The sequence below is a fragment of the Pseudofrankia coriaricola genome (genome assembly GCF_001854805.1).
Lineage (GTDB): Bacteria > Actinomycetota > Actinomycetes > Frankiales > Frankiaceae > Pseudofrankia.
Genome location: NZ_MBLO01000267.1, coordinates 80,933 through 94,917, shown reverse-complemented (window position 1 = coordinate 94,917; position 13,985 = coordinate 80,933). Strand labels below are relative to the sequence as shown.

At 68.9% G+C, this 13,985-nt stretch carries 12 protein-coding genes; 11 read left to right on the top strand and 1 reads right to left on the bottom strand.

Translation table 11 applies throughout. The features are described from left to right. Both BCD48_RS41975 and BCD48_RS41970 read left to right on the top strand, forming a co-directional pair. Positions 1-1,014 carry a zinc-dependent alcohol dehydrogenase gene (locus tag BCD48_RS41975; RefSeq protein WP_071053968.1) on the top strand — a complete coding sequence of 338 codons (1,014 nt, stop codon included), beginning with the start codon at positions 1-3 and terminating at the stop codon, positions 1,012-1,014. Positions 1,015-1,056: 42 nt separating this feature from the next. Then, positions 1,057-3,924, top strand: coding sequence for an FAD-binding and (Fe-S)-binding domain-containing protein (locus BCD48_RS41970; protein WP_071053967.1), 2,868 nt, complete (start codon positions 1,057-1,059; stop codon positions 3,922-3,924). Here the strand turns inward: BCD48_RS41970 and BCD48_RS41965 are convergent. Further along, positions 3,879-4,580 (bottom strand): TetR family transcriptional regulator, encoded by a 702-nt coding sequence (locus tag BCD48_RS41965; RefSeq protein WP_071053993.1) that lies wholly within the window; start codon positions 4,578-4,580, stop codon positions 3,879-3,881. The genes BCD48_RS41970 and BCD48_RS41965 overlap by 46 nt on opposite strands. Before the next feature lie 334 nt (positions 4,581-4,914). Between BCD48_RS41965 and BCD48_RS41960 the strand changes: the two genes are divergently transcribed. The 9 genes from BCD48_RS41960 (at position 4,915) to BCD48_RS41920 (ending at position 13,701) form a co-directional block, all read left to right on the top strand. Then, positions 4,915-6,189 carry a cytochrome P450 gene (locus BCD48_RS41960; protein WP_071053966.1) on the top strand — a complete coding sequence of 425 codons (1,275 nt, stop codon included), beginning with the start codon at positions 4,915-4,917 and terminating at the stop codon, positions 6,187-6,189. Between the two features lie 88 nt (positions 6,190-6,277). Then, a complete protein-coding gene (locus tag BCD48_RS41955) occupies positions 6,278-7,006 on the top strand; it encodes an SDR family NAD(P)-dependent oxidoreductase (RefSeq protein ID WP_241842396.1) in 729 nt (242 codons plus the stop codon). Then, entirely contained in the window at positions 7,003-7,794 is a 792-nt protein-coding gene (locus BCD48_RS41950; protein WP_083420026.1) for an SDR family NAD(P)-dependent oxidoreductase, read from the top strand. The genes BCD48_RS41955 and BCD48_RS41950 overlap by 4 nt, the downstream gene beginning before the upstream one ends. A 1-nt stretch (position 7,795) precedes the next feature. Then, complete coding sequence (locus BCD48_RS41945; protein ID WP_071053964.1) at positions 7,796-8,398, top strand: carboxymuconolactone decarboxylase family protein; 603 nt, start codon at positions 7,796-7,798, stop codon at positions 8,396-8,398. Further along, positions 8,395-9,228 (top strand): TauD/TfdA dioxygenase family protein, encoded by an 834-nt coding sequence (locus BCD48_RS41940; protein ID WP_071053963.1) that lies wholly within the window; start codon positions 8,395-8,397, stop codon positions 9,226-9,228. Before BCD48_RS41945 ends, BCD48_RS41940 begins: the two co-directional genes overlap by 4 nt. A gap of 125 nt (positions 9,229-9,353) precedes the next feature. Next, positions 9,354-10,337 carry a TIGR03564 family F420-dependent LLM class oxidoreductase gene (locus BCD48_RS41935; protein ID WP_071053962.1) on the top strand — a complete coding sequence of 328 codons (984 nt, stop codon included), beginning with the start codon at positions 9,354-9,356 and terminating at the stop codon, positions 10,335-10,337. Continuing rightward, positions 10,334-10,528 carry a ferredoxin gene (locus BCD48_RS41930; protein ID WP_071053961.1) on the top strand — a complete coding sequence of 65 codons (195 nt, stop codon included), beginning with the start codon at positions 10,334-10,336 and terminating at the stop codon, positions 10,526-10,528. The genes BCD48_RS41935 and BCD48_RS41930 overlap by 4 nt, the downstream gene beginning before the upstream one ends. 272 nt (positions 10,529-10,800) lie before the next feature. Beyond that, a complete protein-coding gene (locus tag BCD48_RS41925; protein ID WP_071053960.1) occupies positions 10,801-11,886 on the top strand; it encodes an NAD(P)H-dependent amine dehydrogenase family protein in 1,086 nt (361 codons plus the stop codon). Positions 11,887-12,357: 471 nt separating this feature from the next. After that, a complete protein-coding gene (locus BCD48_RS41920) occupies positions 12,358-13,701 on the top strand; it encodes an ABC transporter substrate-binding protein (protein ID WP_071053959.1) in 1,344 nt (447 codons plus the stop codon). Positions 13,702-13,985: the final 284 nt, after the last annotated feature.

The following is a 13,985-nucleotide window of genomic DNA, read 5'->3' as shown; positions in this document are numbered from 1 at the left end:
GTGCGCGCGCTGGTCATCACGGGTCCGGCAAAGGCCGAGGTCCAGGAGGTCGATCCACCTGCCCCGGCGGCCGGCCAGGTGGTGGTCGACGTCGAACGGGTCGGAATCTGCGGCACGGACGTGGAGCTGTTCACCGGGGACATGAGCTACCTGCGGACGGGGAAGGCGTGGTACCCGCTGCGACCAGGGCACGAGTGGTGCGGCGTCGTCGCCGCGGTCGGCGAGGGCGTCGACTCGGGATGGCTGGGCCGGCGGGTCACCGGCGACACGATGCTCGGCTGCGGCCGATGCCATCGGTGCCGCGGAGGCCGGCACCACGTGTGCGCGGACCGGGTCGAGATCGGCGTATCCGGGGGTTTCCCGGGTGCCCTCGCCGAACAGCTCGCCGTGCCGGTCACTTCCCTGCATGCCCTCCCCGACTCGATGGATCCGGTCCTGGGGGCGTTCGTGGAGCCCGGCGGCAACGCCCTGCGTTCGGTGCGCGGCGCGGATCTCCGGCCGGGGGACCGGGTGCTGATCCTCGGCGCTGGCACCATCGGCCTGCTCGTCGCCCTCTTCGCGCGCGCGACGGGTGCCGAGCCCCACCTGCTGGACCGTGAGGAGGCCAGACTGGGGCTGGCTCGTGACCTGGGGTCCGAGGGTACGTGGACCCGGGCCACACTCCCGTCGCTTCCGTGGGACGCCGTCGTCGACGCGTCCAACGACCCCGCGCTCCCCGGGTTCGCCCTCGACCTCGTCGAGCCCGGCAGGCGCGTCGTCTACATCGGACTCGCCGGCAGCCCCAGCCTGATCGACACCCGCGACCTCGCCCTCGGCGACGTCACCGCCGTCGGTGTGCTCGGCGGCTCGGCCGGTCTGGTCGGCACGATCGCCGCCTACGCCGACGGGTCGGTCGACCCCCGGCCGCTCGTCGCGGCCACCGTCGGCCTCGACGAGATCGTCGATGTCCTCGCCGGTACCCGGCCGCCCGGCTCCGGCCCCGGCCCGAAAATCCACGTCGATCCACGCCGGTAGGCCGACCTCACCGGCAGACTGCCTCAATAGAAGCGGAATGACATGGGCATCCCAGCTTCCCCACCGACGCGGCTGGCTCCCGCACCCCCCGCGGTTCTGGCCGCGCTGGAGGCCGTGGCACCGGGCATCGCCAGGACCAGGGCAACCGACCGGCTCGGCGCCGCCCACGACGCGTCCCATTATCTCCTGACCCCGCGAGCGGTTCTGGTCCCCGAGAGCGCCGAGCAGGTCGCCGCGCTGATGCGGGTGAGCGCCGCGCACGCGATGCCGCTGACCTTCCGCTCCGGCGGGACGAGCCTGAGTGGCCAGGGCGTCAGCGAGCACCTGCTCGTCGACACCCGCCGGCACTTCCGGACGATCGAGGTCCTCGACGAGGGGGCTCGGGTACGAGCGCAGCCCGGCGCGGTGCTACGGCAGGTCAACGCCCGGCTCGCACCGTACGGCCGCAAACTCGGCCCGGACCCGGCGAGCGAATCCGCCTGCACGATCGGTGGCGTCGTCGCCAACAACTCCAGCGGGATGACGTGCGGCACGCGCGCCAACACCTACGAGACGCTCGAGTCGATGACGGTGATCCTCCCCAGCGGGACGGTCGTCGACACTGCCGCCCCCGACGCGGACACGCGACTGCGGACACTGCAGCCAGAGCTAGCCGAAGGCCTGGAGCGACTGCGCGACCGAGTGCGGGGCGACGCGGAATCGGTGCGCCGGATCACGGCGCAGTTCGCGCTGAAGAACACGATGGGATACGGCCTCAACAGCTTCCTCGACCACGACACACCGGCGCAGCTGCTCGCCCACCTCGTCATCGGCAGCGAGGGGACCCTCGGATTCGTCGCGGAGGTCGTCTTCCGTACGGTGCCCGTGCACCCGGCCGCGGCTACCGGTCTGGCCGTTTTCCCCACCCTGCGGGCCGCCATGGCGGCGATGCCACACCTCGTCGCGGCCGAACCGGCGGTGGTGGAACTCCTCGACGACGAGTCGCTTCGCGTGGCGCAGACGGACCCGCGGGCCGACGACACCCTGCGCACCTTGTCGGTCGACCATCACGCCGCGCTGCTCGTGGAGTGGCAGGAGACCGATACCGAGCGGCTGGCCGGCCGCGAACACGAGGCGCAGCGCATCTTCGCCGGTCTCGACCTCGCCCTACCCGCCCGGCTGAGCCGGCACGGACGCGCCCGAGCCGCCCTGTGGCAGATCCGCAAGGGCCTCTACGCCGCCGTCGCCGGCGCCCGACCCAGCGGCACGACCGCCCTGCTCGAAGACGTCGCGGTCCCCGTCCACGCGCTCGCGGAACTCGGCGACGACCTGCGCGAGCTGTTCGCCCGGCACGGCTACGAGCGCAGCGTCATCTTCGGCCACGCCAAGGACGGCAACCTGCACTTCATGCTCAACGAGCGCTTCGGCCCCGCCAGCGACCCGCGGCGCTACGCCGAGTTCACCGAGGACATGGTCGAGGCCGTCCTCGGCCTCGACGGCACTCTGAAGTCCGAGCACGGCACGGGAAGGGTGATGGCCCCGTTCGTCAGGCGGCAGTACGGCGACGAGCTGTTCGCGGTCATGCGCGAGGTGAAGCGGCTGTGCGACCCGGGTAACACCCTCAATCCCGGCGTACTGCTCACCGACGACCCGCGGGCACACCTGCAAGACCTCAAGGTGGCCGAAGCGGTCGAGGCCGAGGTCGACCGCTGCGTGGAGTGTGGATACTGCGAGCCGGTCTGCCCCAGCCGGGACCTCACCACCACCCCGCGCCAGCGCATCGCCTTACGTCGGGAGCAGGCGGCGGCCGAGGCGGCGGGCGACCACGCCCTGGCTCGCACGCTCGCGGCGGAATACGACTACGACGCCGTCGACACCTGCGCCGTCGACGGCATGTGCGCGACCGCATGCCCAGTGCTCATCAATACCGGCGACCTGACCAAACGGCTTCGAGTGGAACGTCACGGCCGGGTGGCGCGGGCGGGCTGGAAGGCCGCGGCGAGCCACTGGGGCGGCGTGATCCGCACCGCGGACGCGGCACTCGACGCCGCCGCGACCGCACCCGCCGGGCTCGTGGAGCGGGCCACTCGGATCGCCCGCGCGATCGGCGACCCCGACGTCGTCCCACAGTGGGGCCGGGACCTGCCGGGAGGCGGGACGACCCGCCGGCCGGTGGAGGTCGCCGACGCGGACGCGGTGTACGTGCCGTCATGCCTCAACACGCTCTTCGCCGGCGCGGACGGCGGGACCGGGGTGATGGAATCGGTGCGCCGCCTCGCCCAGCGGGCAGGTATCCGGCTCCGGGTGCCTGCCGACATCGGCAACCTCTGCTGCGGGACGCCGTGGTCCTCCAAAGGACTGCCCGAAGGCTACGCGGTGATGCGGCGGCGCGTGGAGCGGGAGCTCCTGGTCGCGACCGAGGACGGCCGGCTGCCGGTGATCAGCGACGCGGCTTCCTGCAGCGAGGGCTTCGAACGCCTGGTGGCGGGCAACCCGACGATCCGCGTGGTCGACGCGGTGAGCTTCGTGGCGGACCACCTCCTCCCGCGACTTCCCGCCGGCCGTCGCCTGTCCTCTCTCGCGCTGCACCCGACCTGCTCGTCGACCCGCCTCGGACTCGACGACGCACTCGCCCGCGTGGCCGAGGCGGTAGCGGACGAGGTCATCGTGCCGGCGGACTGGCAGTGCTGCGCCTTCGCCGGCGACCGAGGCCTGCTGCATCCGGAACTCACCGCCGCCGCGACCCGCCAGGAAGCCGCGGCCGTCCGGACGGGCGGCCAGGCCGCCCACGCCTCGGTGAACCGGACATGTGAGATCGGGATGACCCGGGCGACCGGCAAGACCTACCGCCACCTGCTCGAGCTCCTGGACCAGGTGACCTCGGGTCACGGATCTTCTTCCGCCTCCAGAGGGTCGAAGCGACGGAGGTAGTCGTCGACAATCTCGGTCAACTCGGCATGGCCTGTCGCCACTCCCAGCGCTCGCTCCATGGCGATGATGCGGGCGAGACCATCGATGAGCACGCTGACCGCGGCGGGCGAGATCGACCCAAGACCGGAACCTCTTTCTTTCTGGACCCGGGCAATAGCCTGCTTCTCTACCTCCCGGAATTTTTCCGCATAGGCGGCGATTTCAAGCCTGATCGTTTTCCGATCTTGAGCGAGAACGATGAACTGCATCAGGAGCTTCACGCCGCGAGGATCCGAGTTTATCTTCCACATGGATCTCAGTGGATGGCGTGAGGAGAGGGCCCGCTTCTGCCGGCGCAGGTTGGCCTCGGCTCCTTGCCGGAATACGGCCAGGAAGAGGTCGTCCATGTTCTGGAAGTAGTAGTGGACGAGGCCGGGGTTGACGCCGACCTTCGCGGCGACCCGTCGTGCGGTTACCGCGGCGTGTCCATCGTCGAGCATCAGTTGAGCGGTCGCCTCGACAAGGGCGGCCCGCGTCTTCGAGTCCGTCGCACCCCTGCGTCGGGGGGAGAGGGAGCCGCCGGGCCTGGCGCCGGTGGGCGAGGACTTCGGGACGTCGGGCTTGGGCGTGTCCGTGTCCGACACCTCCGCAGTCGGCCGAGCCGGAGAGGTCGTCATCGGCACAGCGTATCGACGGGTGAGCGGCCGCGCGGACGTCGTGAGGACCGCCGCGCCCGGCCGGTGAGGATATCGGCGACTGTCGGAGGCCCCGTGGTGGGTCAGGGCGTCGATCGACGGTTGCCGCGGGCCACCAGCAGGGTATCCCGCCGAGGCCGCAGACCCGGTGGTGGATCCACGGCCTTGACGGACTGGCCGAGCGCGGTGTCGATCGGGTTGACCCTCCGCGAGGATGGATGCTAGACAAGCGTCCAGCATGATTGGACGCCCGACCAGCACGATCTAGCTGGTTGGTGACGCTCTGTCACGACGTCAAGGTGAGCGGAGTCACGCGATGGTGGACGTGGAGTCGGTGAACTTCTTCACCGAGTCGACATTGGTGAACGATCCCTATCCATATTTCGATGAGCTGCGTGGCCGGTGCCCGGTGCATCCGGTGGCACAGCCCGGCGTGGTCTCTGTGACCGGCTACGCGGAGGCCGTCGAGGTGTACCGCGACGGCGAGGCGTTCTCCTCGTGCAATGCGGTGAGCGGACCGTTCCCAGGGCTTCCGGTGCAGCCCGAAGGCGATGACATCGGCGCGCTCATCGAGCAGTACCGCGACCAGCTGCCGATGAGCGACTTCCTGGTGAATCTTGACGGAGATTCTCACACCATGCAGCGGGCGTTGTTGCGCAGGCTGCTGACTCCCAACCGCCTCAGGGACAACGAGGAGGCGATGTGGCGGCTGGCGGACCGTCAGATCGACGAGTTCATCGACGACGGCGAGTTCGAGGTCGGCGCGCACTACGCCAACTCGTTCTCGCTGATGGTCGTCGCGGATCTTCTAGGCGTTCCTGAGCGGGACCGCGAAGACTTCCGCAGGCAGTTGGGCGCGCTGAAGCCGGCACCGGATGTGGGCATGCCCGCCCAGGTCACGTCGCACGATCCGTTGGAGTTCCTGCACCAGCGTTTCACCGAGTACATCCAGGAGCGCCGCCGGGAGCCCCGCTCGGACGTGCTGTCCGAACTGGCGTTCGCGACCTACCCGGACGGATCCACGCCGGAACTCGACGTGGTCGTGCGTCTCTCGACGTTTCTGTTCGCGGCGGGTGGGGACACGACCGCGCGGCTGATCGCGTCCGCGATGCGGATTCTCGCCGAGAATCCGGAGTACCAGGATCTGCTGCGGGGCGACCGGCGCCGGATCGCGGACTTCGTGGAGGAGACGCTTCGCCTGGAAAGTCCGACGAAGAGCGACTTTCGCCTGACCCGGGTGACGACGAGGGTCGGGGGCGTGGAGATCCCAGCGGGAACGACGGTGATGATGCACCCCGGGGCCGCCAACCGTGATCCCCGCAAGTTCGACGAACCTGATCGGTTCCGCCTCGACCGGAGCAACGTGCGTGAGCACATCGCGTTCGGACGTGGCGCACACTCCTGCCCGGGTGGTCCGCTCGCCCGAGCCGAGGCGAGGGTCAGTATCGAACGTTTTCTTGATCGGATGACCGACATCCGGATTTCGGAGTCCGCTCACGGGCCGGCCGGTGCCCGTCACTACGAGTACGAGCCGACATTCATCCTGCGAGGCCTGACCAAGCTCCGTCTGTCCTTCACACCGATCGGCTAACGCCAAGGCGTGCGTGCCCGCCAGGCGTGGACCTGTCGTGAAACTTCTCCGGAAAGGTGTGTGACAGATCGTGGCGAGTCGTGTGGTTGTGGTGACCGGCGGCGCATCGGGGATCGGACTGGGGATCAGCGAGCGTCTTGCCGCTCGTGGAGACCGGGTTGCCCTGCTGGACATTCAAGGTGACGCCGCCCGGAAGGCCGCCGACGGCCTGAAGACGAAGGGCGGCCAGGCAGTGGGCCTGGAGGTCGATGTCCGGGACCGAGCCGCGGTCGACGCGGCGATGGATACGGTCCGCCAGACGTTCGGGCCGATCGCGATAGCCGTAACCAGCGCTGGGGCCGAGGCAGACGGCGCGTTCACGGACATCACGGCGCAGACGTGGGAACGCATCCTGGCGATCAACCTGACGGGCACCTTTCACTGCCTGCAATCGGTGGTGCCCGACATGCTGGCCGCCGGATGGGGACGGATCGTGACGATCTCGTCGTCGAGCGCACAGTCCGGCGCCGCGAACCGCGCGCACTATGTCGCCTCCAAGGGCGGCGTCATCGCGCTGACCAAGGCACTGGCGATCGAGCTGGCCCCGCACGGGATCACCGTGAACACGATCCCGCCGTCGATCATCGACACCCCCATGGCCCACGCCGCGCAGGCAGCCGGCTACTTCCCGGGTGTGGACGCGATCGCCGCGGTGACGCCGGTGCGCCGCGCTGGTGTCCCGGCCGACATCGCGGCGGCGTGTGAGTTCCTCTGCTCGCAGGACGCGGGCTTCATCACCGGCCAGCAGATCGGCGTGAATGGCGGCTGGTACCTGTGAGCCGGCCGCTGCCGCCGTCCACGCCGCGGCCCGCCTGGTCGCAGTCGCGTACCGCGATCGTGACCGGTGGTGGTTCCGGGATCGGGCTCGCCATCGCCCGAAGACTGGCGGCCGAGGGCGCCGCGGTCGCTGTCCTCGACCGTGACGCCTCCGCGGCCAGGGCCGCGGCGGACAGCATTGCCGCAGAGGGCGGACACGCCCTCGGGCTGACGGCCGACATCGCTGAGCGCGCCTCGGTCGACGACGCGGTGGAACAGGTCCGCCGGCGACTGGGCCGGCCGACGATTCTGGTCACCAGCGCCGGACTCGACGGGTTCGACCGGTTTCTCACCATCACGCCCAGCACGTGGGACCGCATCCTGGCGGTCAACCTCACCGGCACCTTCCACTGCTGCCAGGCCGTCGTTCCCGACATGGTCGAGCAGAAATGGGGCCGGATCGTCACCATCTCCTCATCCAGCGCCCAGACCGGAAACCCGCTGATGACCCACTACTCGGCGGCCAAGGCGGGCGTTGTCGGGTTCACCAAGGCCCTGGCTCTCGAACTCGGACCCGAGGGAATCACGGTCAATACCATCCCGCCTGGCTTTGTCGACACTCCCATGCTGCGCAGGTCCGAAACCCGTGGCTTTCTCGGCAAGGGCGTCGGTCAGCACGAGTCGACGACACCCGTCCGGCGGGTCGGCTTGCCCGAGGACATCGCCGCGGCATGTGCCTACCTGGTGCGCGAGGAAGCCGGCTACATCACCGGGCAGGTCATCGCAGTCAACGGCGGAAGGACAACCTGACGTGGCACGCATCGAACCGCTCGCGATCAAACAGTGGCCGGCGCGCATGCGTCAGGCGCTGGCGGCGATGGATCCACCCGAGCCACGGCACGCCCGTCCGGTCCTCGAGAACCGACCAAAGTCGATGAACACGCTCGGGGCGCTCGCGCATCACCCGGCGCTCGCCCAGGCGTTCTTCACCTTCAACGGCCACATCATCATGGCGACCACGCTGTCCGAACGACAGCGAGAGCTGCTGGTCCTGCGAGTCTCGACACTGCGCCAGTGCCCCTACGAATGGGCCCAGCACGTCTACATGGGCCGCGACGCCGGGCTGACCGACGAGGAGATCGGCCGGATCGCGTGGGGACCGGACGCGCCCTTCTGGACACCGCTGGAGGCGGCGCTGCTGCGCGCGGCCGACGAGCTGATCGCCGACGGCGCGATCAGCGGCCCGACCTGGGCGGTACTCGCCGACGCACTCGACAGCCAGCAGCTCCTCGACGTGATCTTCACTGTCGGTGCCTACGAAACGATCGCCTGGATGATGCGCTCTCTCGACCTCGACCTCGACGACGAGCTCCACCACCTGCACGCCGCCCCCGCCACCGAGAGGAATCCATGAGCATCGCCGTCACCCCGGTCTCACCCGCGGTCGGTGCCGAGGTCGTCGGACTGTCCGGCCACCAGCTCGTCGACCGGCAGGTCGCCGCGGACAGCCTCGCCGCGCTGGACACCTACGGAGTCCTCGTCTACCGCGACGCGAACATCAGCGACGACGACCTTGTCGCCTTCAGCCGCCTGCTCGGCGACGTCGTCGTCGCCCCCATGGGTGGGCTGGCCTCCTACCCCGAAATCTCCCCGATCAGCCTCGACCCGGCCAAGAGCGACCTGGCGAACTACCGGCGCAGCACGTTCTTCTGGCACATCGACGGAGTCAACGACGACGTGCCACAGAAGGCCAGCCTTCTCACCGCCCGGCAGGTCGCCGACGAGGGCGGTGAGACCGAGTTCGCCAACACCTACGCCGCCTACGACGCACTACCCGACGAGGAGAAGGAACATCTGGCGACGCTGCGCGTCGTGCACAGCTTCGCCGCCTCCCAGCTCCTGGCCCACCCCCATCCCTCCGACAAGGAACGCGCTGTCTGGAACCGGGTACCGTCCCGCGAGCACCCCTTGATCTGGACACGTCGCAGCGGACGCAAGTCACTGCTCATCGGAGCCACAACAGATCACGTCGTCGGGCTCCCCGCGCACGAAAGCCGCGCTCTGCTCAACAAACTCCTCGCCTGGTCGACCCACGAGCGCTTCGTGCTGCGTCATGACTGGCGCCGAGGCGACCTGGTCATCTGGGACAACACGGGCATGCTCCACCGAGCCCTGCCCTACCAGCCGACCGCACCCCGGCTCATGCACCGCACCACCCTGGCAGGCATCGAAGCCATCGCCTGACCCAGGCGACACGGCTCCCGAGCCGTCCATCCCATAGCCCGCGGCTGCCACCAGCCCGCAGACAGCCTCACCCGGCAGACAGCTTCACCCGACAGCTTCACCCGGCACACATGGAGGTGCTTACCGTGCGCATCGGCCTCACCGGGGGCGCATCCACGCCCGACAAGATCATCGAGCAGGCGCGTCGCGCCGAAGCCGACGGCTTCACCTCGCTGTGGTACGCCAGCGTCGTCACCGGCGACCCCCTCGTCGCGATGGCGCTGGCCGGACGCGAGACCACCAGGATCGAACTCGGCACCGCCGTCCTGCAGACCTACCCCTGCCACCCGCTCCTGCAGGCCAACCGCGCCGCGTCCGTCGCCGCCGCCATGGGTCGACCTGGGTTCACCCTCGGCATCGGGCCCTCTCACGAAGCCCTCATCCGCGACGTGTACAGGATGTCCTACGACCATCCCGGGCGCAGCACCGAGGAATACCTGACCATTCTCACCAGCCTGCTCCGCGGACACGACGTCGACTTCAAGGGCGAGGACTGGTCCACCCGCTCCGCCGGCAGGATGGTCCCGCTATCGCACCCTGTCCCGGTCCTGCTCGCGGCGATGGCCCCGCGGCTGCTACGCGTTGCCGGTGAACACGCGGACGGCACCGTGTTGTGGATGGCACCCGCCCGCGCGATCGAGACACACGTCGCCCCTCGGGTCCGCGCCGCCGCGACCGCCGCCGGACGGCCCGCGCCACGCGTCGTCGCCGGCCTCCCCGTCGCCCTCCACGACGACCTCACCGAAGCCCGCGCGGCCGCCGCCGCCCACGCAGCCACCTACGGCGGAATGCCGAACTACCAGCGCATCCTCGCCATCGGCGGTGCCAACGACCCGGCCGACGCCGCCATCGTCGGCACCGAGACATCTGTACGCCACCAACTCCAGTCCCTCCTCGACGCCGGCGCCACCGACATCTGGGCCGCTGTCTTCGGAATTGGCGACACACCAGCAGCCAGAGCCGCGTCAGCCCGCCGTACCGTCGCCCTGCTCCGCGAACTCCTTGACCCCACCGACCCAAACCCGCACGCCACCACCAGCGAACTGGCGAAGCAGCGGAGCACGCGATGAACGTGACTGTCAACCAAGTCAGATGCGAACAGAACGCCCTTTGCGTTAGCATCGCACCCACCGTCTTCGAACTGAGCCCCGACGACCACCTGACGGTGCTCGACGACAACCCCGACGACGATTTGGCACCCGACATCCGTGCGGCCGCCGCGGCCTGCCCACGACAGGCCATCCTCCTCACGGGCGCCTAGCGCGGCCTCCCACACGCGCGCCACGCGCCAGCCAATCCGGCGCAGGAACGCGGACACCCACGCGTGTTTCGACGAGATCGATCACACCGCGTTGATGGACCGGATAAGAAAACGGATCAAGGACAAGCGCGTGTTGGCCCTGGCCAAGGCCGGAGGGTGCAGAATTTCTCGGCTTGGCCCGAAGGAAACGAAGTGGCCGCCGCCCAGGGCCTTCCCGCCCGTTCGTTGGCCGCTGCGTCGGCCGCCGTGTCCGCGATGATCGGAGATAACTGATGACCACTTCGTCCCACCCCGTTCGCGTCATCCAGTGGGCGACCGGGAAGATCGGCCAGATCTCGATTCGTCACTTCGCCTCGAACCAGATGTTCGAGCTGAAGGGCGTGTACACGACCTCCGCCGACAAGGACGGCGTCGATGCCGGCGTCCTCGCCGGGATCGGCCCGATCGGCGTCGCCGCCACGACAGACAAAGCGGCGATTCTCGCGCTGGAGGCCGACTGCGTGAACTATCTGCCGCTGGCGGTCGACGTCGACGACCTGGAGTCGCTGCTGCGGTCGGGGAAGAACGTCGTGACCGCGGTGGGCCTGACCTTCCCGCAGCCGGACGACGAACGGACCATCCGGCTGCGGACCGCCTGCGAGGCCGGGGGAACCACGCTGCATGGCGGCGGCATCCACCCGGGCTTCATCGGCGACATCTTCCCGCTCGTCAGCTCCCGGCTGATGAGCCGGATCGACCAGCTGGTCGTGACCGAGGTGTGCGACTTCAGCGACCATCCCGGCGCTGCCATGATCTTCGGTCTGTTCGGATTCGGGCTTGAGCCCGACGAGGCCCGCGGGCACGCCCAGGCGGTCATGGGGGAGATCGACGCGCCCTACCAGGAGTCCATGGCCCTGCTCGCGGCCGCACTGGGCCTCCAGGTCGAGAGGTACACCCACGAACTGGTCATGGCCGTGAGCGACCGGGATCTCACCGTCGCGGCAGGGGAGATCAAGGCCGGGACGGTGGCCGGGATGCGCCGGCGGTGGGAGGCGATCGTCGACGGCCATCCCGCCCTCGTCTTCCTGTCGAACTGGAAGATGGCCGACGACCTCACGCCCGACATCTGTGACGGCACGAACCGCTACATCGTCGATTTCGTCGGCGAGCCGTCCACGCGGATCACCCTCGAGCATCTGGAACCCAGCGCGACCGGCGACCCCGGCTACCCGGGCCGGATCTGGACGGGCATGTCGGTCGTCAACCTGATCCACGACGTCGTGGCCGCGCCGCCCGGCATTCGGACCCACCTTGACCTGCCCCTCGGCCGGCCGCGCGGCCTCTTCCACAAGGGCGAGACTTGGCATCCTTCGGCTTGAGCCGGGTCGTACTCGAACCATGAAAGGCGTCGCCTTGACCACTTGATTCCGCCCACTGACGCCGATCCTGAACCTTGTGGCGCAAGCGACCTGGCAGCTCGCGGAGTCTCGGACCTCGGCGCGGTAGTCGGCTTAGCCGGAGCTCAGAGTGCGCGCGCCAGTTCGAGGCGTCTTCACCGACAATCACGGCACCCCAGCGCTGTCAAGGCGCACTTTTAAGCCTTCCCCTCGGCGGTGACGCACGTTGCCGCTTGACTGGATGATCATTTCTTGATGGGGTGCGCGGCATGTCCGATGTGCTGAGCCATTGCCGACGCTCGAGCCCGCAGCGCGTTCGGCGATGGCGCGACCCGTGGCCTGGATTCCGCTCCGAATCTTGAAATTGTTTTCCTCACACAAGCCGTCGGCCACTCGTCGTAAGCGGTTCGGCGTTCCTTCGTAATCTCCAACATCCGGCGACAAGGTGGAAGCATGTTAAACATCTGGAGACCGGCCCCCCAGCGGGCATCTGTCCCATCGCCAGGAACCGGTGCAGCCTCGCAGCCGCGCACCCGCCCGGCCGGGTTACAGCTCGTTGGCGTCGCCCTTTTGGCTACGAGTCTGGCCTTCGTCTCAGCATGTGGCGGCGGCTCCGACGACCAGGGTGGCTCCACCCCCGCGGCCAGCGGCTCCGCGGGGTCCGAGGACCTACTCGGCCCGATCGCCAAGGCCACCGGCGCCCCGGTCAAGATCGGTGTGATCACGGATGGGGCCAGTCCGATCGCGGACCATCGAAACGACAATAGAGTGGCCGAAGCCACGGCCAAGTGGCTCAACGAGCACAAGTCCGGCATCGGCGGCCACCCTATCGAGTTGACGATCTGCGAGACCCTGGGTGATCCGTCCAAGGCCACGGACTGCGGCAACGAGCTGGTCGGTGACGGCGTCGCCGCCGCCCTCATCGGCACGTCCGCCGTCATCGAGAGCGCTTGGAAGCCACTGAACGACGCGCATATCCCCGTCATGCTCTACGGCTCGGACCATCCCGAGGTGCTCGGCAGCCCGACGACCTTCTCGCTGGCCAGCCCGACCTTCTCCGTGATTGACATGCCGATTCAGGTCGCCAAGGACGAGGGTAACAAGAAGGTCACCGCCATCGTCATCGACGTGCCCGCCGCGCTCCACTCCGCCCAGGAGGTCGCGCCGCCCCTGTTCCAGAAGGCCGGCATCGGCTACGAGCTCCTCCGGATCGCTCCGGGTACCGCTGACATGACACCCCAGATGCAGCAGATCGCCGGTAACGGCTCCGACCAGGTTTTCATCATCGGGAACGACTCGTTCTGCATCAGCGCCATGAACGGCCTCAAGGCCGTCGGCTTCACCGGCACCATCAGCGCCATCTCCCAGTGCATCACCGACGCCACCCGTAAGGCGGTCCCCGGCAGCACGCTCAAGGGTATGGTCATAAGCGCCACGGCGCCGGTCGGCCCGGACAGCCCGTCGATGGAGCTTTACACCAAGGTCGCCGAGACCTACGGCAAGGGCATCGACCTCAGCTTCCAGGACAGCATGATCATGTTCATGATCATGTCCGGCTTCCAGGCGGGGACGCAGGGCATCACGGGCGACATCACTCCCGCGACCATTACCTCGACGATCAAGGCGATGAAGGAGACGGAGCTGCCGGGCGGCGGCGGGATCAAATACCGCTGCAACGGCAAGGCCATCCCGGCGGAGCCCGCTGTCTGCGTCCTCGGCGGCCTGTCAACGACCCTGGACAGCAAGGGCCAGCCGGCTAAGTACAAGGTCCTCGGCAACACGCCGATCGCGGGCTGACGGGCTGCGGGATGAGCCTGCCTCGCAGCTAGCGCAGGATGCGCGATGAAACTGGCACGGGTGGCGCCGAGTCCACAGGCCCCCACATCGCCGACAAGTTCGGCGTCACCCGGCCAACCATTTCCTACGTCGCTCGGGTCGCCGCTGCGTTCGCCTGACGCTCAGGCCGCGTCCGCGGCCTGAGCGTCTCGGTCGCCGGCCGTGAGGACAAGGTCCAGCGAGCTGCAGGCGAGACGGCGGGCCGGACGGAGTGCGAACACCTGCCTGCCGGCTTGCCCGGCTCC